Source organism: Hydrogenophaga sp. RAC07 (assembly GCF_001713375.1).
Taxonomy (GTDB): domain Bacteria; phylum Pseudomonadota; class Gammaproteobacteria; order Burkholderiales; family Burkholderiaceae_C; genus Hydrogenophaga.
The window spans coordinates 1,904,263-1,922,721 of sequence record NZ_CP016449.1 but is presented as its reverse complement, the minus strand read 5'-3'; the positions used below and the strand labels follow the sequence as shown (position 1 = coordinate 1,922,721).

Genomic DNA, 18,459 nt, shown 5'->3' with positions numbered 1-18,459 from the left:
AGCGTTCAAAAAACGGGGCTTGGCGTGAAGCCCGGAAAGCAAAATCACGGGTGGTCTGATCCAGCGCTTCGGCATAACCTGCACAGAGCGGTCGAACCGGCCACACCCCAACAATTTTGGAGATACGCGATGAGCAGCCAGCAACCCACCATCATTTACACCCTGACGGACGAAGCCCCTTTGCTGGCGACCAGTGCGTTCCTGCCCATCATCCGCACGTTCGCGGCGCCCGCCGGCATCAACGTGGCCACCAGCGACATCTCGGTGGCTGCCCGCGTGCTGGCGGCTTTCCCCGAGTGCCTGACCGAAGAGCAACGCGTGCCCGACTACCTGGCCGAGCTCGGCAAGCTCACGCTCAAGCCCGAAGCCAACATCATCAAACTGCCCAACATCAGCGCGTCGGTGTCGCAGCTGGTCGCCTGCATCAAGGAACTGCAGGCCAAGGGCTACAAGATCCCGGACTACCCGGAAAACCCCAAGACTGAGGAAGAGAAGGCGCTGCGCGCGCGCTATTCCAAGTGCACCGGCAGCGCCGTGAACCCCGTCCTGCGCGAAGGCAACTCGGACCGCCGCGCGCCGCGCGCCGTGAAGGAGTACGCCCGCAAGAACCCGCACAGCATGGGCGAATGGAGTCAGGCATCGCGCTCGCATGTGTCGCACATGCACGCTGGCGACTTCTACCACGGTGAAAAGTCCATGACGCTGGACAAGGCGCGCGACGTGAAGATGGAGCTGATCACCAAGAGTGGCAAGACCATCGTGCTCAAGTCCAAAGTGCCGCTGCTTGACCGCGAAATCATCGACTCCATGTTCATGAGCAAGAAGGCTTTGCTGGAGTTCTACGAAAAGGAGATCGAAGACGCCCACAAGACCGGCGTGATGTTCTCGCTGCATGTGAAGGCCACCATGATGAAGGTCTCGCACCCGATCGTGTTCGGTCACTGCGTGAAGATTTTCTACAAGGACGCCTTTGAAAAACACGGCAAGCTGTTCGACGAATTGGGTGTGAACGTCAACAACGGCATGGTCGATCTGTACAACAAGATCGCCGCGCTGCCGCAGAGCAAGCAGGACGAGATCAAGCGCGATCTGCACGCCTGCCACGAAGGCCGGCCCGAGCTGGCCATGGTCGATTCCGCCAAGGGCATCACCAACTTCCATTCACCCAACGATGTGATCGTGGACGCGTCCATGCCCGCCATGATCCGCAACAGCGGCAAGATGTGGGGCGCTGACGGCCGCCTGAAGGATGTGAAGGCCGTGATGCCCGAGTCCACCTTCGCCCGCATCTACCAGGAGATCATCAACTTCTGCAAATGGCACGGTGCCTTCGACCCCAAGACCATGGGCACGGTGCCCAACGTGGGCCTGATGGCGCAGCAGGCCGAGGAGTACGGCTCACACGACAAGACCTTCGAGATCACCGAAGACGGCGTGGCCAACATCACCGACCTGGCGACGGGCGAAGTGTTGCTGAGCCAGAACGTGGAGCAGGGCGACATCTGGCGCATGTGCCAGGTCAAGGACGCCGCCATCCGGGACTGGGTCAAGCTGGCAGTGACCCGCGCGCGCAACTCGGGCATGCCGGTGGTGTTCTGGCTCGACCAGTACCGCCCGCACGAAGCGCAGATGATCACCAAGGTCAAGATGTACCTGCACGAGCACAACACGGCTGGTCTGGACATCCAGATCATGAGCCAGGTGCGCGCCATGCGCTACACGCTTGAGCGCGTGGCCCGCGGTCTGGACACCATCAGCGCCACCGGCAACATCCTGCGCGACTACCTCACCGACCTGTTCCCCATCATGGAGCTGGGCACGAGCGCCAAGATGCTGTCCATCGTGCCGCTCATGGCCGGTGGCGGCATGTACGAGACGGGCGCCGGCGGCTCGGCACCCAAACACGTGCAGCAACTGGTGGAAGAAAACCACCTGCGTTGGGACTCCCTGGGTGAATTCCTGGCGCTGGCGGTGTCCATGGAAGACCTGGGTCTGAAGACGGGCAACCTGCAGGCCAAGGTGCTGGCCAAAACGCTGGACGTTGCCACCGGCAAGCTGCTGGACAACAACAAAAATCCTTCGCCCAAGACCGGCCAGCTCGACAACCGCGGCAGTCAGTTCTACCTGGCGCTGTACTGGGCGCAGGCGCTGGCTGCACAAAGTGAAGATCCGGCGCTGGCCGCGAAGTTCGCGCCGCTGGCGAAGCAACTCACCGACAGCGAGCAGACCATCGTGGCCGAGCTGGCCGCCGTGCAGGGCCATCCGGTGGACATCGGCGGGTACTACAAGCCCGACTTCGACAAGCTCGAAGCCATCATGCGACCCAGCAAGACCTTCAACGCGGCGCTGGCGTCGGTGCAGGCCTGAAATCTGCGCGTGATTCGATGAGGCGGCCTACCGTGTGAACGGTGGGCCGCTCAGTTTGGAGCCGGCCTTCAGGCCGCGCTTGTCGAACCAGCCCTTGTTCATCTCCAGCACAAAGCGCACCGGTTGGGTGGAGCAGTGCGAGGCCAGGCTCTGCGGCTGCATGTCGGCCAGGTTGACGATGGTGCCGTCATCCGCGACGAAGGCCGCCGTCAGCGGGAGCAGGGTGTTCTTCATCCAGAAGCACTGCTCGGACGCCTGCTCGAAGGCGAACAGCATGCCCTCATTCACCGGCATCTCCCTGCGGAACATGAGACCCACTGCTCGCTGCTGCGGGGTGGCCGCCACTTGGGCGTTGATGAGGTGCATGCCGGCGGACAAGGTGACCCTGGGCAACTGAAGCTGGGGCGATTCCTGGGACCAGGCCGTGCCGGTGAAAAGAACCCACAGGCACAGCAGGCGAACAGACAGATTTTTCATGCGTGTGGTCGGGTGGTTCAAATCGATGGCCCATTCTCCGCCATCCGTCCGCTCGGGGTGGGTCGTGCGAGAATTTCGGCCATGTACCAACACATCCAGGTGCCCGCCGAGGGCCAGAAAATCACCGTCAATGGCGACATGTCGCTCAACGTGCCGGACCAGCCCATCGTGCCGTACATCGAGGGTGACGGCACGGGCCTGGACATCACGCCCGTGATGCTCAAGGTGGTGGACGCGGCTGTGGCCAAAGCCTACGGCGGTCAGAAGAAGATCCACTGGATGGAGGTCTACGCGGGTGAAAAGGCGACCCGGATCTACGGCCCCGATGTCTGGCTGCCCGAAGAAACCCTGGCCGTGCTGCGCGAGTACGTCGTCTCGATCAAGGGCCCGCTCACCACGCCGGTGGGCGGCGGCATCCGCTCGCTCAACGTGGCACTGCGCCAGGAGCTCGATCTCTACGTCTGCCTGCGACCTGTGCAGTACTTCAAAGGTGTGCCGTCGCCGCTGAAAGAGCCCGAAAAGACCAACATGGTGGTCTTCCGCGAGAACTCGGAAGACATCTATGCCGGCATCGAGTACGAGGCCGAGTCCGACAAGGCGAAAAAACTCATCAAATTCCTGGTGGACGAGATGGGTGTGACCAAGATCCGTTTCCCGAACACCTCGGGCATCGGTATCAAGCCGGTGTCGATCGAGGGCACGGAGCGCTTGGTACGCAAGGCCATCCAGTACGCGATCGACAACGACAAGCCCAACGTGACCATCGTGCACAAGGGCAACATCATGAAATACACCGAAGGGGGATTTCGCGACTGGGCCTACGCGCTGGCCCGCAGGGAGTTCGGCGCCGTGCTGATCGATGACGGCCCGTGGTGCAGGTTCAGGAACCCCAAAACGGGCCGGGACATCATCGTGAAGGACAGCATCGCCGACGCCTTCCTGCAGCAGATCCTGCTGCGCCCGGCCGAGTATTCGGTGATCGCCACGCTCAACCTCAATGGCGACTACATCTCCGACGCGCTGGCCGCGCAGGTGGGTGGTATCGGCATCGCTCCGGGGGCCAACCTGTCGGATTCCGTGGCCTGCTTCGAGGCCACCCACGGTACCGCGCCCAAATACGCGGGCAAGGATTACGTGAACCCCGGTTCCGAAATCCTCTCGGCCGAGATGATGCTGCGCCACATGGGCTGGAAGGAGGCCGCGGACCTGATCATCAGCTCGCTCGAAAAATCCATTCTGAGCAAGAAGGTCACGTACGACTTTGCGCGCCAGATGGAGGGGGCCACCCAGGTCAGCTGCTCCGGTTTTGGACAGGTCATGATCGACCACATGTGAGGCATCGGCACCGGTTGCATTCCCGCCGGCTCCATCCGTCGCCCGATATTGCGAACTACACCCCCAAAAACCGCTTGCTCTGCGGTTTTGTTTTCACCTTTCCCCTCACAATGAGGCATGGAAAAAACCATGCCCTGCACGTCGGCTCCGCCCGCGGACCTGGGCCGGGTTGTGCGCTCCGGTCGACACCTAATCCCGCATGGTGATGTGGGCGGATACGCGCCGCTAGAATGGTTTTCATGGCCACCCAGAACCCCAAAAAACCCGAAAACCCGACGGCGCCACCCAGCGTCGGCAACGACGAGTCGGTGGTGCTCGAACGGCGTGCCCAGCGCACCAAGCCTCCCCAGATGTTCCAGGTGGTGCTGCTCAACGATGACTTCACGCCCATGGAGTTTGTGGTGCACGTCATCCAGGAGTTCTTCAGCAAGGACCGCGAAACCGCCACCCAGATCATGCTCAAGATCCATCTGGAAGGAAAAGGCATCTGCGGGGTCTATTCACGCGACGTGGCCAGCACCAAGGTCGATCAGGTCCTCCAGGCGGCGCGTGCCGCCGGCCATCCTTTGCAGTGCATGAGCGAGCCGGTTGAATAACGCCCAAACCGCCTTATCTGAGCCCACGAACCTGTTCTGTTCTTTTTTCAGACATTTGCTTTCCCGATCATCCCAGCCCAAAGGACGTGCCCCATGATTGCCCAGGAACTTGAAGTCAGCTTGCATATGGCCTTTGTCGAGGCCCGGCAGCAGCGGCACGAATTCATCACGGTCGAGCACCTGTTGCTCGCGCTGCTGGACAACCCCAGCGCCGCCGAGGTGTTGCGCGCCTGCTCCGCCAACATCGACGACCTCCGCAAATCCTTGACGAACTTCATCAAGGACAACACCCCCCAGGTGGCCGGTACCGACGAGGTGGACACGCAGCCCACGCTGGGATTCCAGCGTGTGATCCAGCGCGCCATCATGCATGTGCAATCCACCGGCAATGGCAAGAAGGAAGTGACCGGCGCGAACGTGCTGGTCGCCATCTTCGGCGAGAAGGATTCGCATGCCGTGTACTACCTCCACCAGCAGGGCGTGACCCGCCTGGACGTGGTGAATTTCATCGCCCACGGCATCCGCAAGAGCGACCCGCCCGAGGCTGCCAAGCCCGGCGAAAGCGCGGCCGAGAACGAAGAGGCTGGCGAAGCCAAGAGCAACGAGAAGGCCTCGCCGCTGGAGCAGTTCACGCAGAACCTCAACCAGATGGCCAAGGACGGCAAGATCGATCCACTCATCGGGCGCGAGTACGAAGTGGAACGTGTGATCCAGATCCTGTGCCGCCGCCGCAAGAACAACCCGCTGCTGGTGGGCGAAGCCGGCGTGGGCAAGACCGCCATCGCCGAGGGCCTGGCCTGGCGCATCACCCAGGGCGAAGTGCCCGAGATCCTGGCCGATTCGAGCGTGTTTTCGCTCGACATGGGCGCCTTGCTGGCCGGCACCAAGTACCGCGGTGATTTCGAGCAGCGCCTCAAAGGCGTTCTCAAGTCGCTCAAGGACCGTCCCAACGCCATCCTATTCATCGACGAGATCCACACCCTCATCGGCGCGGGTGCAGCTTCGGGCGGCACGCTGGACGCGTCCAATCTGCTCAAGCCGGCGCTGTCCAGCGGCCAGCTCAAGTGCATCGGCGCGACCACTTTCACCGAATACCGCGGCATCTTCGAGAAAGACGCGGCGCTCAGCCGCCGTTTCCAGAAGGTGGACGTGGTCGAGCCGACCGTGCAGGAAACCGTGGACATCCTCAAGGGCCTGAAGTCGCGCTTTGAAGAGCACCACGGCGTGAAGTACGCCGTGGCCGCCCTGCAGGCGGCGGCCGAGCTCAGCGCCAAGTACATCAACGACCGCCACCTGCCCGACAAGGCCATCGACGTGATCGATGAGGCGGGCGCTGCCCAGCGCATCCTGCCGGTGTCCAAACGCAAGAAGACCATCAGCAAGACCGAGGTCGAGGAAATCGTGGCGAAGATCGCGCGCATTCCCCCGGCCAACGTGTCCAACGACGACCGCAGCAAGCTGCAGACGCTGGAACGCGACTTGAAGAGCGTGGTGTTCGGTCAGGACAAGGCGCTGGAAATCCTCGCCTCTTCCGTCAAGATGGCGCGCTCGGGCCTGGGCAAGAGCGACAAGCCGATCGGCGCCTTCCTGTTCAGCGGCCCCACCGGCGTGGGCAAGACCGAAGCCGCCAAACAGCTGGCCTACATCATGGGCATCGACCTGATCCGCTTCGACATGTCGGAGTACATGGAGCGCCATGCGGTGAGCCGCCTGATTGGCGCGCCTCCGGGTTACGTGGGTTTTGACCAGGGTGGCCTGCTGACCGAAGCCGTGACCAAGAAGCCGCATTGCGTGCTGCTGCTCGACGAAATCGAAAAGGCGCACCCGGACATCTTCAACGTTTTGCTGCAGGTGATGGACCACGGCACGCTCACCGACAACAACGGGCGCAAGGCCGACTTCCGCAACGTCATCATCATCATGACGACGAACGCGGGCGCCGAGACCATGAACAAGGCGACCATCGGCTTCACCAACCCGCGCGAAGCGGGCGACGAGATGGCCGACATCAAGCGCCTGTTCACGCCCGAGTTCCGCAACCGCCTGGACGCCACCGTGAGCTTCAAGGCGCTGGATGAAAACGTCATCATGCGGGTGGTGGACAAGTTCCTGCTGCAGCTGGAGACGCAGCTCGGCGAGAAGAAAGTCGAGGTCACGTTCACCGATGCCTTGCGCAAGCACCTGGCCAAGAAGGGCTTTGACCCGCTCATGGGTGCGCGCCCGATGCAGCGCCTGATCCAGGACACGATTCGACGTGCCTTGGCCGACGAGCTGCTGTTCGGACGCTTGACCGAAGGCGGCCGCCTCACGGTGGACATCGTCACCAAGACCGACGACGCCGGCAAGGAGGTGCAGGAAGTCGATCTGGACATCCAGCCGCTGCCGAAGAAGGAAGGCAAGGCCAAGCCCGAGGAAGCCACGGCGGGTTGAGCTTCGGCTCCTTCAGACAAAAGGCCCGGTCATGCCGGGCCTTTTGCTTGGGGTCGTGTCTTGCGGTTCAGGGCTGGGCGAGGTAAGCCGCGCGAATCTTCTCGACCCGCTGGCGGTTCACGCCGAAGTCCTCTCGCCCGAGCCGGCTGGCGCTGCGCAGTTCGATCACACCGCTGGCGGGGTTGGCCCAGAACTCCATGTCGTCCACAAACTTGAGCCAGCGCGTGTGCGCTTGGGCGTACAGGTATTCCGGACGCTGCTCGATCAGGGTCACGCCGGGCATGGTGTCCAGGGTTGCCTCCAGCGCCTTCATCGACGCTGCCGCGCCGCCCGCCTTGAAGGGCAGGGGCTCGATGGACGCGTAGGCGCGCTGCGGGTGGTCGGGCGACAGCGCGGCCTGGCTGCTCACGCTGTTGCGGGTGACAGAAGGCGGCTTGAGACGGCCGTCCTTCACGCCAAGGTCGGCGGGCCGCTGCCCGCTCAACAAGCCGACCTGCGCGGCCACCAGGGCCAGCACGATGGCGGCCAGGACGATGTAGAAAGCGATCTTCATGGTGCTTCGTCCGCTCAGCGTTTGCCGCCGAGCAGGCTGCCCAGCACGCCGCGCACGATCTGCCGCCCCAGGCCGCTGGCCACGCTGCGCGCCGCCGTTTTGGCCATGGTCTGCACCAGGCCGTCGTACTGGCCGCCACGCGGGCCGGTGCGGCCGAACAGGGCTTCGTTCACCATGCCCCCGAAACCGCCACCGCCGGCTTCGGCCTCCTGTTTCGCTGCGCCGGGAATGCGGGGCGTCTTGGGCGCGTCCTTTGCGGTCTCAGGTTCGGCTTGCGCGCCCCGTTTGCCTGCATGGTTGGCAAACATTTCGTAGGCGCTTTCGCGGTCGAGCAGCTTTTCGTAGACCCCGGCCACCAGAGACTCCTGGCGCAGCTGCTGGCGCTGGGCGTCGGTGATGGGCCCGAGCTGGCTGCCCGGCGGTACCACGAACACGCGCTCGGTCTCGCTCGGCCGGCCTTTGGCGTCGAGCAGGCTCACCAGCGCTTCGCCCACGGCCAGCTCGGTGATGGCGGCTTCGATGTCCAGGCCGGCCTTGGGCCGCATGGTCTGCGCGGTGGACTTCACCGCCTTCTGGTCCCGCGGCGTGAATGCCCGCAGTGCGTGCTGCACACGGTTGCCAAGCTGGCCGAGCACGCTGTCCGGGATGTCCAACGGGTTCTGGGTCACGAAGTAGACGCCGACGCCCTTGGAGCGCACCAGTCGCACCACCAGCTCGATGCGCTCGATCAGCACCTTGGGCGCTTCGTTGAACAGCAGGTGCGCCTCATCGAAGAAGAACACCAGCTTGGGCTTCTCGGGGTCGCCGATCTCCGGCAGGGTCTCGAACAGCTCGGATAGCATCCACAGCAGGAAGGTCGCGTACAGGCGCGGCGCGTTCATCAGCTTGTCGGCCGCCAGGATGTTGATCACGCCCTTGCCGTCCACCGTCTGCATGAAGTCGGTGATGTCGAGCATGGGCTCGCCAAAGAATTTGTCGCCGCCCTGTTGTTCGACCTGCATCAGGCCGCGCTGGATGGCGCCAATGCTGGCGGCGCTGATGTTGCCGTATTCCGTGGTGAATTGTTTGGCGTTGTCGCCGATGTGCTGCAGCATGGCCCGCAGGTCTTTCATGTCCAGCAGCAACAGGCCGTTGTCGTCGGCGATCTTGAACACCAGATTCAACACGCCGGCCTGCGTGTCGTTCAGGTTGAGCATGCGCGCGAGCAGCAGCGGGCCCATGTCGCTGACCGTGGCGCGCACCGGGTGGCCCAACTCGCCAAACACGTCCCACAGCGTCGTCGGGCAGGCCTGGGAAGCGGGCAGGGTGATGCCGCGTTCTTGCAGGACCTTGCTGATCTTTTCGCCGAAACTGCCTTTCTGGCTGATACCGGAGAGGTCGCCTTTCACATCGGCCATGAACACGGGCACGCCGATGTTGGAGAACTGCTCGGCCAGGGTTTGCAGCGTCACCGTCTTGCCGGTGCCGGTGGCGCCGGTGATCAGGCCATGGCGGTTGGCCAGACCCGGCAACAGCTGGCAGGTGGTGGTGGCGTTCTGGGCGATCAGCATCGGTTCGGCCATGGCGGAGCTTCCTTGTGTGCGGGTTCGGGGCAGGGCGGGTGAAAACGTAAAATCGCAGGCTTATTAGATCAAAGCCCAAGCAGGCAAAAGGACAATTTCGTGGCCGGACACAGCAAATGGGCAAACATTCAGCACCGCAAGGGTCGCCAGGACGAAAAGCGCGGAAAGATCTGGACGCGCGTCATCCGTGAGATCACCGTGGCCGCGCGCCAGGGCGGCGGCGACCCCGCCATGAACCCGCGCTTGCGCCTGGCCATCGACAAGGCCAAGGCCGCCAACATGCCGGCCGACCGCATCAAGTACAACGTGGAGAAGGCCTCCGGCACGCTCGAAGGTGTGAGCCTGGAAGAAATCCGCTACGAGGGTTACGGCATCGCTGGCGCGGCGGTGATCATCGACACCATGACCGACAACAAGGTCCGCACCGTGGCCGAAGTGCGCCACGCCTTCAGCAAGCACGGGGGCAACCTGGGCACGGACGGCTCGGTGTCGTTCCAGTTCAAGCACTGCGGGCAACTGGTGTTTGCGCCCGGCACGTCGGAAGACAAGGTGATGGAAGTGGCGCTGGAAGCCGGCGCCGACGACGTGATCACCGACGCCGACGGCGCCATCGAGGTGCTGACCTCGCCCACCGAATTCGAAGCCGTCAAGAACGCGCTGGAAGCCGCCGGCCTCACGCCCGAGATTGCCGAGGTCACGATGCGCGCCGAAAACACGGTGGAACTCACCGGTGACGACGCTGTGCGCATGCAGAAGCTGCTGGATGTGCTGGAAGACCTGGACGATGTGCAGGCTGTGTTCCACAACGCTGAAATTCACGCATGAAAGTTCTCGTCATCGGCGGCGGTGGCCGCGAACACGCCCTGGCCTGGAAACTCAAGCACGACGAGGGCGTGAGCCAGGTCTTTGTGGCACCTGGCAACGCCGGCACCGCACGCGATCCGGACCTGATCAACCTCGATATCACCGACAAGGTGGCGTTGCGCGAATGGGCGCAGGCCCAGGCGGTGGCACTCACCGTGGTGGGGCCCGAAGCGCCTCTGGCCGCCGGTGTGGTGGACGAATTCCGCGCGCACGGCCTGCCGATCTTTGGCCCCACCAGGGCCGCTGCGCAGCTGGAAAGCTCGAAGGCGTTTTCCAAGGCCTTCATGCAGCGCCACGGCATCCCCACGGCCAAGTACCAGGCCTTCACCGACCCGGCCCTGGCCCACGCGTACGTGGATGCCGAAGGTGCGCCCATCGTCGTCAAGGCCGACGGTCTGGCCGCCGGCAAAGGCGTGGTGGTCGCCATGACCGTGGCCGAAGCGCACGAAGCCATCGACTTCATGCTGCTCGACAACACCCTGGGCGTGGCGCACAACGAGGGCGGCGCGCGCGTGGTCATTGAAGAGTTCCTCGAAGGCGAAGAAGCCAGCTTCATCGTGCTGTGCGACGGTGAACACGCGCTGGCGCTGGCCACCAGCCAGGACCACAAGCGCCTGCTCGACGCCGACCAGGGCCCCAACACCGGCGGCATGGGTGCTTATTCGCCCGCGCCGGTGGTCACGCCTGCGGTGCACGAGCGCGCCATGAACGAGGTGATCCTGCCCACACTGCGCGGCATGGCCGCCGACGGCATTCCGTACACCGGTTTCCTGTACGCGGGCCTGATGATCACGCCCGATGGCCGTGTGAAGACGCTGGAGTTCAACTGCCGCATGGGAGACCCGGAAACCCAGCCCATCATGATGCGTCTGAAGAGCAACCTCACGCAGGTGCTGCTGGCTGCCACACGCGCCGAACTCGACCGCGTGGCGCTCGACTGGGACCCGCGGGTGGCGCTGGGCGTGGTGCTGGCCGCTGCCGGTTATCCGCTGAGCCCGCGCAAAGGCGACGCCATCACCGGTTTGCCCGCCGATGCCGCCGACCACATGGTGTTCCACGCCGGAACGGTCTCTGCCGGCAACGAGGTGCAGGTGTCGGGTGGCCGTGTGTTGTGCGTGACTGCCCTCGCCGAAACCGTGGCCCTTGCCCGGCAGCGTGCTTATGCGGTGGTGGACGGCATCCGCTTCGACGGCATGCAGTGCCGCCGCGACATCGGTTACCGTGCACTCTGAGCGCAGCCGGTCCCCCGGGCCGAACCGCCAGCACAGCGCCCTTTTTTCCGACGATTCGGCCAGACCATGAAACAGACTTCCCTGTCTTCCGTGCGTGAGTTCCTCATCGACCTGCAGGACCGCATCACCTCCACCGTGGCCATGGTGGATGGTGGCAGCTTCGTGGTGGACCGTTGGACGAAACCCGCGGGCGAAGTCCTGCAGGGCAACGGCATCACGCAGATCCTGGAAGACGGCGCGGTGTTCGAGCGCGCAGGCTGTGGCTTCTCGCACGTGACCGGCCCGCGCCTGCCACCCTCGGCCACCGCACACCGGCCCGAGCTCAACGGCGCGCCGTTTGAGGCCATGGGCGTGTCGCTGGTGTTCCACCCGCGCAACCCGTACGTGCCCACCGTGCATATGAACGTGCGCATGCTCGCGGCCACGCCGGCGGGCGGCGAGCCGGTGTGCTGGTTCGGCGGTGGCATGGACTTGACGCCCTACTACGGCTTCGAGGAGGACGCGGTGCACTTCCACCGCGCGACGAAGAACGCGCTCGACCCGTTCGGCGTGGACAAGTACCCCCGCTTCAAGACCTGGTGCGACGAGTATTTCTATCTGAAGCACCGCGACGAGCAGCGCGGCATTGGCGGTGTCTTCTTCGATGATTTTTCCGAACTCGGCTTCGACGGCAGTTTCGCCATGATGAGTTCGGTGGGCGACGCCTTCCTCGACGCCTACCTGCCCATCGTCGACCGCCGCAAGAACACGCCTTATGGCGAACGCGAGCGCAGCTTCCAGCTCTACCGCCGCGGCCGCTACGTCGAATTCAACCTGGTGTGGGACCGCGGCACGCATTTCGGCCTGCAGTCGGGCGGGCGCAGCGAGTCCATTCTGCTGTCCATGCCACCGCTGGTTAGCTGGGCCTACAACCGCAAGACGAAAAAGGGCACGCCCGAAGAGCGGCTTTACAAGGACTTCCTGGTGCGCAAGGACTGGCTTTGAAGCATGGCAACGCGAGCCTGCAGCGCGTGGGCATGTTCGGTGGGGCGTTTGACCCACCCCATTGGGCCCACCGCGCGCTGGCCGAAACCGCGCTCAAGCAACTCAGGCTGGATGCACTGCACATCCTGCCCACCGGCCACGCGTGGCACAAAACCCGGGTGCTGTCGCCCGCCGCCGATCGTGTGGCCATGTGCCATCTCGCGTTTGACGATCTGGCCCGCGTGAAGATCGACGAGCGGGAAATCCACCGCGAAGGCCCGAGCTACACCGCCGACACGCTGCGCGAACTCGCTCGGGAATACCCGGGCGCGCAGCTCTTTCTCGTGCTGGGCGCCGACCAGTTGCTGGCGTTTCGAACCTGGGTACGCTGGCAGGAAGTGCTGGACCTGGCCACGTTGGCGGTGGCCAACCGCGCCACCAACATCGGCGCCGACGCCCCGCTGGACCAGGCGGTGGAGACCGATCTGTCGCGGGTTGATCTGCCTTTCGAGCGGCTGGACATGCCGCTCAAGAACATCAGCGCGACCGACGTGCGGGCCCGGCTGGGACAGGCGGCGCAAAGCACCGCCGCCCTGGAGGTTCTGGTGCCCGAGGCCGTCGCAGGCTACATTTCAACCCATCACCTTTATCAGAATCCTTCATGACCAGCGAAACCATTGCCAAAAAAGACATCCAGAGACTCCAGCGCGCCATCGTCGACGGGCTGGAGGACGTCAAGGGTCAGGACATCGTGGTTTTCAACACCGAACACCTCTCACCGCTCTTCGAACGTGTGATCGTTGCCAGCGGCACCTCGAACCGCCAGACCAAAGCCCTGGCCGCCAGCGTGCGCGATGCCGTGCGTGAAGCCGGCTTCGACAAACCCCGCATCGAGGGTGAAGACAACGGCGAATGGATCATCGTGGACTGCGGCGCGGCCGTGGCCCATGTGATGCAGCCCGTGATCCGCCAGTACTACCGTCTGGAAGAGATCTGGGGCGCCAAGCCGATCCGCCTGAAGCACGGCGCCGAGAAGCCCGTGGTGGCTGAAGCCAAGCCCGCTGCCAAGAGCCGCAAGAAGCCGGTGGCCACCGCTGCCGCTCAGCCCGCCAAGAGCACGGCGCGCAAGGCTGCACAGTCGGCAGCCCGCACAGCGGCCACAGCGCCGGCCCAACCCGTGGCCAAAACCGCGAGCAAAAAGCCCGCGGTGAAGTCGGCCGCCAAGTCGGCACCGGCCAAATCCACGGCCGCCAAGACCACCCGCAAACCCGCAGCCGCTCCCAAGACCGCGCTGCAGAAACTGGTGGTCAAACCCCGTGTGGCGCCGAGTGCGAAGCCGGCCGTCAAGTCGGCTCCCAAAGCGGCCGCCAAGACCGCACTGAAGGCCGTGGCCAAACCCGCCGCCAAGACGCCGGCGCGCAAAACCACCAAGGCCGCAGCCCCCCGCAAGGCATGAAGCTGCTGATCGTCGCGGTCGGGCAAAGGGTGCCCGACTGGGCCCAGACCGCCTACGACGATTACGCCAAGCGCTTCCCACCCGAGCTTCGGGTGGAACTCAAAGCCGTCAAGACCGAGCCCCGCGGCTCCAAAACCTTGGAGACCCTGCTGTCGGCCGAGCGCGAGCGCATCGAGGCCGCGATCCCGCGTGGCTCGCGCATCGTGGCCCTCGACGAGCGCGGTACCACGCTCACCACCAAGGCATTGGCGCAGCAGTTGAACGAGTGGCAGCTGGAGAGTGACGATGTGGCCCTGGTGATCGGTGGCCCCGACGGCCTGGACCCAGGCTTTCGGGCTGCGGCGCACCAGCGCATCCGCTTGTCCGACCTGACCTTGCCGCACGCCATGGTGCGCGTGCTCCTCATCGAGCAGCTCTACCGCGCGTGGTCCGTCAACGCCAACCACCCCTATCACCGCGAATGAGCGACTTCATCTATCTCGCTTCCCAGAGCCCCCGACGCAAACAGCTTCTTGAGCAGTGGGGCGTTCGTTGTGAACTGCTGCTTCCTGATGTTGAAGAGGATGCCGAGTCGCTCGAAATCGTGTTGCCGAATGAAGCGCCGGCGACTTACGTGCAACGTGTGACGGGCTTGAAGTTGCAGGCTTCGCTGGCGCGCTTGAAGCGCCGCGGCCTGCCGCCCGCGCCCGTGTTGTGCGCCGACACCACCGTGGCGCTGGGCCGGCGCATCCTGGGCAAGCCGGCCGATGCCGCCGAGGCACACCACATGCTCGCCATCCTTGCAGGCCAACGCCACCGCGTGCTCACCGCCGTGGCGGTGGGGGTGCCCGGAAAACGCAGCCCGCGTGTCCACGCGGCCTTGTCCACCTCGTGGGTGACGTTCGAGCCTTTGACGCCTCGACAGATCGCACGTTACGTGGCCAGCGGCGAGCCCATGGGCAAGGCCGGTGCCTATGCGATCCAGGGGCGTGCAAGCCTCTGGGTGAGCCACATCAGCGGCAGCTATTCGGGCATCATGGGCCTGCCCGCGCACGAGACAGCGCAGGTGTTGCACGCCGCCGGCGTGCAACTGATCTGAACCGCAGCACGCCACGGAGAAGGGCCCCATGAGCCAGGACATTCTGATCAATTGGTCACCACAGGAAACGCGGGTGGCGGTGGTGGAGCAGGGGTCGGTGCAGGAGGTGCACCTGGAGCGCACGCTGGAACGGGGCCTGGTCGGCAACATTTACCTGGGCAAGGTCTCGCGTGTGTTGCCGGGCATGCAATCGGCCTTCATCGACATCGGTCTGGACCGCGCCGCCTTTCTGCACGTGGCCGACCTCATGCCGAACATCGCGGCCAAACATGCCGCACCGCGTGGGAACGTGCCCGCAACAGGCGACACCGAGCCCGCGCCAGGCGCCAACGGCAAGCTGCTCACCCCCAACCCGGTGCTGCCGATCGAGCGCCAGATCTTCGAGGGCCAGGCGCTGATGGTGCAGGTGCTCAAGGACCCGATCGGCACCAAGGGCGCTCGGCTCACTGCGCAGATCAGCATTGCGGGGCGTCTGCTGGTGTTCCTGCCGCAGGACAACCACATCGGCGTGTCGCAGAAGATTCCACCAGCGCAACGCGAAGCCCTGCGCCAGCGCCTGCTGCAGCTCACCGCCACCACCGACGGCAGCGCCGCGGGTGGCTTCATCCTGCGCACCAACGCCGAAGACGCGACCGACGAAGAGCTGGCCGAGGACACGGCGTATCTGCGCAAGACCTGGTTGCGGATCAAGGAGGCGGCCACCCGCCAGCCCTCGGCCACCCTGCTGCACGAAGACCTGAACCTGATGCAGCGCGTGTTGCGCGATCTGGTGGGCGCCGACACGCATTCCATCCGCATCGATTCGCGCGAGCAGCATGGCCTGCTCACCGCGTTCGCCGCGGAGTTCATGCCCGACACCGTGACCAAGCTGCAGCACTACAGCGGCGAGCGCCCGATCTTTGACCTGTTCAACGTGGACGAAGACATCGTGCGCGCCCTCAGCCGGCGCGTCGACCTGAAATCGGGAGGCTATCTGGTGATCGACCAGACCGAGGCGCTGACCACGGTGGACGTGAACACCGGCGGTTTTGTGGGCGCGCGCAATTTCGACGACACGGTGTTCCGCACCAACCTCGAAGCGGCGCAAGCAATTGCGCGGCAGCTTCGACTGCGCAACCTGGGCGGCATCGTGATTGTGGATTTCATCGACATGGTGCGCGAAGACCACCGCGACTCCGTGCTCGGCGAATTTCGCAAACAGCTGGCGCGCGACCGCGTGAAAACCATGACCGGCGGCTTTTCGCAGCTCGGTCTGGTGGAGATGACACGCAAGCGCACGCGCGAGTCGCTGGCCCACATGCTCAGCGAACCCTGCGAGGCCTGCAGTGGCAAGGGCGTGGTGAAGACCGCCCGCAGCGTGTGCTACGACATCCTGCGCGAGATCCTGCGCGAAGCCCGCGCATTCAACCCGCGCGAATTTCGCGTGGTGGCCTCGGCCAAGGTGGTGGAGCTGTTCCTCGACGAAGAGCGGGCCCACCTCGCGGGTTTGTCGGACTTCATCGGCAAGCCCATTTCACTTCAAAGCGAGGGTTCGATGACGCAGGAGCAGTACGACATCGTCTTGCTGTAGTCCGGCTGTTCAGGCCTCTGCCTCCGGTCTGAAGCTTTGTGAGTGCAGCCGCGCGTAAATCCCGTCTGCCTGCAGCAGTTCCCGGTGCGTGCCTTGTTCGCTGATGCGGCCGTCGGCCAGCACCACCACGCGGTCGGCATGTTCGATGGTGGAGAGGCGGTGCGCAATCACCAGCGTGGTGCGGCCTTTCATCAGTCGGGCCAGCGCGTCCTGCACCAACCGCTCTGATTCGTTGTCCAGCGCCGAGGTGGCTTCGTCCAGGATCAGGATGGGGGCGTCTTTGTAGATCGCCCGCGCAATCGCCAGCCGCTGGCGCTGGCCGCCCGAGAGTTCGGCCGCGTTGTGGCCCACATTGCTGTGAATGCCCTGGGGCAAGCGTTCGACCAGCTCGCCCAGATTGGCCGAGACAAGCGCAGCGCGCACGCGGTCTTCATCGACCGCATTGCCCAGTGCGCCCAGCGCGACGTTGGCGGCCAGGGTGTCGTTGAGCATCACCACGTCCTGGCTCACCATGGCGTACTGCCGACGCAGGCTGGTGAGGTTCCAGTCGGCCAGCGGCACGCCGTCGAGCAGGATGTCGCCGCGTTCGATCTCCACGAAACGCGGCAACAGGTTGACCAGGGTGGTCTTGCCCGATCCCGACGGCCCCACAAAGGCCACCACCTCACCCGGGTGGATGTCCAGCGAAACGCCACGCAAGGCGACCAGGCTGTCATCGTCGCTTTGCACGACTTGGTCGTCCTTGGCCGGGTAGCGCACCCACACACCGCTCAACGTGATTGAGCCGTTTACCCGCTCGGCCGTGTGCGTCCCGCTGGATTGTTCGGGTGTGTTTTCGATGAGTTCCAATCCGCGCTCCAGCGCGGCCAGCCCGCGCGTGATCGGCGCGGTGATCTCGGCCAGGTGCCTGATGGGTGTGATCAGCATCAGCATGGCGGTGACGAAGGCCACGAAGTTGCCCACCGTGACGCCGCTGCTGCTGCTCTGCCACAGCGCCACGGCGATCACCGCCGACAGGGCTGCCGAGGCGAGCAGTTGCGTGAGCGGCGTCATGGCCGCCATGGCAACGGTGGACTTGAGCGCCAGCCGGCGCAGCGCCAGGCTGAGCACGTCGAAGCGCTCTGTCTGGCGCGCCTGCGCGCCGTGCAGGCGCACCATGCGGTGCGCCAGCGCGTTTTCTTCCACCACGTAGGCGAGCTCGTCGGTGGCGGTCTGGCTGTCGCGGGTGAGCTTGTAGAGGCGACGCGAGAGCACCCGCATGATCAGGATCAGCCCGGGAAACACCAGCATCACGATCAGTGTGAGTTTCCAGTTAAGGTAGAACAAATAGCCCAGCAGCGCCAGCACGGTGAGGCTGTCCTTGGTGAGCGTGAGGAAGGCCGACACCAGCATCTGCGAGCCGGTCTGCACCTCGTAGACCAGCGTGTTCGACAGTTTGCTCGCGCTCTGGCGGGCAAACAGCGTCATCTGCGCGTCATTGAGCTTGACGAACATGGCCCGGCGCAGGTTGAGCAGGCCCAGGCTGGCGGTGTACGAGAGCGTGTACTGCGCCACAAAACCCGCGAGGCCACGGATGCCGAACAGGCCCATGAGCGCCACCGGCACCATCCAGAGTTCGATGTTGCCTTCGGCAAACCCACGGTCCAGCAGTGTCTTGAGCAGGGCCGGGATCAAAGGCTCGGTCAGCGCGCCGATCAGGGTGCTGACTGCTGCCAGGGCAATCCCGGTCTTGGCCGAGCGGAAATAGGGCCACAGGCGCAGCAGGCGCTGGGTCAGTGTGCCGGCCAGTGGCGGGTTGGAGTGGTTGGATGCGGTCAAAAGCGGATCGGTCCCAAAGTGTGCCGGCTTGCGGAACATTCCGCGCTGTGGCGAGTCTGCCTTGCACCACGAGCGGCGGCCTTGCGTGCACACATCTTGTCACGGGAGGGCCGGATGGCTCCGTTATTATCGGTTGGCTGTGCAGGGCGCTTCGTCCC

The 18,459-nt window shown here is 64.5% G+C and carries 16 protein-coding genes; 12 read left to right on the top strand and 4 right to left on the bottom strand.

Annotated features, from left to right (window positions below; translation table 11 throughout):
* Positions 1-129: 129 nt before the first annotated feature.
* Positions 130-2,367, top strand: coding sequence for an NADP-dependent isocitrate dehydrogenase (locus tag BSY239_RS08965; RefSeq protein WP_069046542.1), 2,238 nt, complete (start codon positions 130-132; stop codon positions 2,365-2,367).
* Between the two features lie 27 nt (positions 2,368-2,394).
* Here the strand turns inward: BSY239_RS08965 and BSY239_RS08960 are convergent, their stop codons facing one another.
* Positions 2,395-2,844, bottom strand: a complete 450-nt coding sequence (locus BSY239_RS08960) for a DUF192 domain-containing protein (protein WP_069046541.1) — start codon at positions 2,842-2,844, stop codon at positions 2,395-2,397.
* 81 nt (positions 2,845-2,925) lie between these two features.
* Here BSY239_RS08960 and icd point away from each other — a divergent pair, with 81 nt between their 5' ends.
* The 3 genes from icd to clpA all read left to right on the top strand — a co-directional run bounded on the left by icd (position 2,926) and on the right by clpA (position 7,205).
* Entirely contained in the window at positions 2,926-4,179 is a 1,254-nt protein-coding gene (gene icd, locus BSY239_RS08955) for an NADP-dependent isocitrate dehydrogenase (RefSeq protein WP_069046540.1), read from the top strand.
* 230 nt (positions 4,180-4,409) lie between these two features.
* Positions 4,410-4,775 (top strand): ATP-dependent Clp protease adapter ClpS, encoded by a 366-nt coding sequence (gene clpS, locus BSY239_RS08950; RefSeq protein ID WP_069046539.1) that lies wholly within the window; start codon positions 4,410-4,412, stop codon positions 4,773-4,775.
* Positions 4,776-4,868: 93 nt separating this feature from the next.
* On the top strand, positions 4,869-7,205 hold the full coding sequence (clpA, locus tag BSY239_RS08945; RefSeq protein ID WP_069046538.1) for an ATP-dependent Clp protease ATP-binding subunit ClpA: 2,337 nt from the start codon (positions 4,869-4,871) through the stop codon (positions 7,203-7,205).
* Positions 7,206-7,272: 67 nt separating this feature from the next.
* Here clpA and BSY239_RS08940 read toward each other — a convergent pair whose 3' ends face one another.
* Both BSY239_RS08940 and BSY239_RS08935 read right to left on the bottom strand, forming a co-directional pair.
* The gene (locus BSY239_RS08940; protein ID WP_069046537.1) at positions 7,273-7,758 is read right to left on the bottom strand and encodes a DUF1499 domain-containing protein; all 486 of its coding nucleotides are present in this window, start codon (positions 7,756-7,758) and stop codon (positions 7,273-7,275) included.
* Positions 7,759-7,772: 14 nt separating this feature from the next.
* A complete protein-coding gene (locus BSY239_RS08935) occupies positions 7,773-9,320 on the bottom strand; it encodes a helicase HerA-like C-terminal domain-containing protein (protein WP_069046536.1) in 1,548 nt (515 codons plus the stop codon).
* 99 nt (positions 9,321-9,419) lie between these two features.
* On the opposite strand from BSY239_RS08935, the gene BSY239_RS08930 reads away from it, so the two are divergent.
* From BSY239_RS08930 to BSY239_RS08895, 8 genes are all read left to right on the top strand, one after another.
* The gene (locus BSY239_RS08930) at positions 9,420-10,145 is read left to right on the top strand and encodes a YebC/PmpR family DNA-binding transcriptional regulator (RefSeq protein ID WP_069046535.1); all 726 of its coding nucleotides are present in this window, start codon (positions 9,420-9,422) and stop codon (positions 10,143-10,145) included.
* Positions 10,142-11,416 carry a phosphoribosylamine--glycine ligase gene (gene purD / locus BSY239_RS08925; RefSeq protein WP_069046534.1) on the top strand — a complete coding sequence of 425 codons (1,275 nt, stop codon included), beginning with the start codon at positions 10,142-10,144 and terminating at the stop codon, positions 11,414-11,416. Before BSY239_RS08930 ends, purD begins: the two co-directional genes overlap by 4 nt.
* A gap of 66 nt (positions 11,417-11,482) precedes the next feature.
* Positions 11,483-12,400: an oxygen-dependent coproporphyrinogen oxidase gene (gene hemF, locus BSY239_RS08920; protein WP_069046533.1), complete on the top strand. Its 918-nt coding sequence runs from the start codon at positions 11,483-11,485 to the stop codon at positions 12,398-12,400.
* Entirely contained in the window at positions 12,397-13,044 is a 648-nt protein-coding gene (gene nadD, locus BSY239_RS08915) for a nicotinate (nicotinamide) nucleotide adenylyltransferase (protein ID WP_236944165.1), read from the top strand. Before hemF ends, nadD begins: the two co-directional genes overlap by 4 nt.
* The gene (gene rsfS, locus BSY239_RS08910; RefSeq protein ID WP_069046532.1) at positions 13,041-13,835 is read left to right on the top strand and encodes a ribosome silencing factor; all 795 of its coding nucleotides are present in this window, start codon (positions 13,041-13,043) and stop codon (positions 13,833-13,835) included. Before nadD ends, rsfS begins: the two co-directional genes overlap by 4 nt.
* Positions 13,832-14,299, top strand: a complete 468-nt coding sequence (gene rlmH / locus BSY239_RS08905) for a 23S rRNA (pseudouridine(1915)-N(3))-methyltransferase RlmH (RefSeq protein ID WP_069046531.1) — start codon at positions 13,832-13,834, stop codon at positions 14,297-14,299. The genes rsfS and rlmH overlap by 4 nt, the downstream gene beginning before the upstream one ends.
* Positions 14,296-14,913 (top strand): Maf family protein, encoded by a 618-nt coding sequence (locus tag BSY239_RS08900; RefSeq protein WP_069046530.1) that lies wholly within the window; start codon positions 14,296-14,298, stop codon positions 14,911-14,913. Before rlmH ends, BSY239_RS08900 begins: the two co-directional genes overlap by 4 nt.
* Positions 14,914-14,941: 28 nt before the next feature.
* The gene (locus BSY239_RS08895) at positions 14,942-16,483 is read left to right on the top strand and encodes an Rne/Rng family ribonuclease (RefSeq protein WP_069046529.1); all 1,542 of its coding nucleotides are present in this window, start codon (positions 14,942-14,944) and stop codon (positions 16,481-16,483) included.
* 9 nt (positions 16,484-16,492) lie between these two features.
* Here the strand turns inward: BSY239_RS08895 and msbA are convergent, their stop codons facing one another.
* Complete coding sequence (msbA, locus tag BSY239_RS08890; protein WP_083239894.1) at positions 16,493-18,340, bottom strand: lipid A export permease/ATP-binding protein MsbA; 1,848 nt, start codon at positions 18,338-18,340, stop codon at positions 16,493-16,495.
* Positions 18,341-18,459 lie beyond the last annotated feature (119 nt).

Excerpts from the sequence above, each read along its gene's own strand:
- BSY239_RS08965 (WP_069046542.1), top strand. The coding sequence starts at position 130 with ATGAGCAGCCAGCAACCCACCATCATTTACACCCTGACGGACGAAGCC.
- BSY239_RS08960 (WP_069046541.1), bottom strand. The coding sequence starts at position 2,844 with ATGAAAAATCTGTCTGTTCGCCTGCTGTGCCTGTGGGTTCTTTTCACC.
- icd (WP_069046540.1), top strand. The coding sequence starts at position 2,926 with ATGTACCAACACATCCAGGTGCCCGCCGAGGGCCAGAAAATCACCGTC.
- clpS (WP_069046539.1), top strand. The coding sequence starts at position 4,410 with ATGGTTTTCATGGCCACCCAGAACCCCAAAAAACCCGAAAACCCGACG.
- clpA (WP_069046538.1), top strand. The coding sequence starts at position 4,869 with ATGATTGCCCAGGAACTTGAAGTCAGCTTGCATATGGCCTTTGTCGAG.
- BSY239_RS08940 (WP_069046537.1), bottom strand. The coding sequence starts at position 7,758 with ATGAAGATCGCTTTCTACATCGTCCTGGCCGCCATCGTGCTGGCCCTG.
- BSY239_RS08935 (WP_069046536.1), bottom strand. The coding sequence starts at position 9,320 with ATGGCCGAACCGATGCTGATCGCCCAGAACGCCACCACCACCTGCCAG.
- purD (WP_069046534.1), top strand. The coding sequence starts at position 10,142 with ATGAAAGTTCTCGTCATCGGCGGCGGTGGCCGCGAACACGCCCTGGCC.
- hemF (WP_069046533.1), top strand. The coding sequence starts at position 11,483 with ATGAAACAGACTTCCCTGTCTTCCGTGCGTGAGTTCCTCATCGACCTG.
- rsfS (WP_069046532.1), top strand. The coding sequence starts at position 13,041 with ATGACCAGCGAAACCATTGCCAAAAAAGACATCCAGAGACTCCAGCGC.
- rlmH (WP_069046531.1), top strand. The coding sequence starts at position 13,832 with ATGAAGCTGCTGATCGTCGCGGTCGGGCAAAGGGTGCCCGACTGGGCC.
- BSY239_RS08900 (WP_069046530.1), top strand. The coding sequence starts at position 14,296 with ATGAGCGACTTCATCTATCTCGCTTCCCAGAGCCCCCGACGCAAACAG.
- BSY239_RS08895 (WP_069046529.1), top strand. The coding sequence starts at position 14,942 with ATGAGCCAGGACATTCTGATCAATTGGTCACCACAGGAAACGCGGGTG.
- msbA (WP_083239894.1), bottom strand. The coding sequence starts at position 18,340 with ATGTTCCGCAAGCCGGCACACTTTGGGACCGATCCGCTTTTGACCGCA.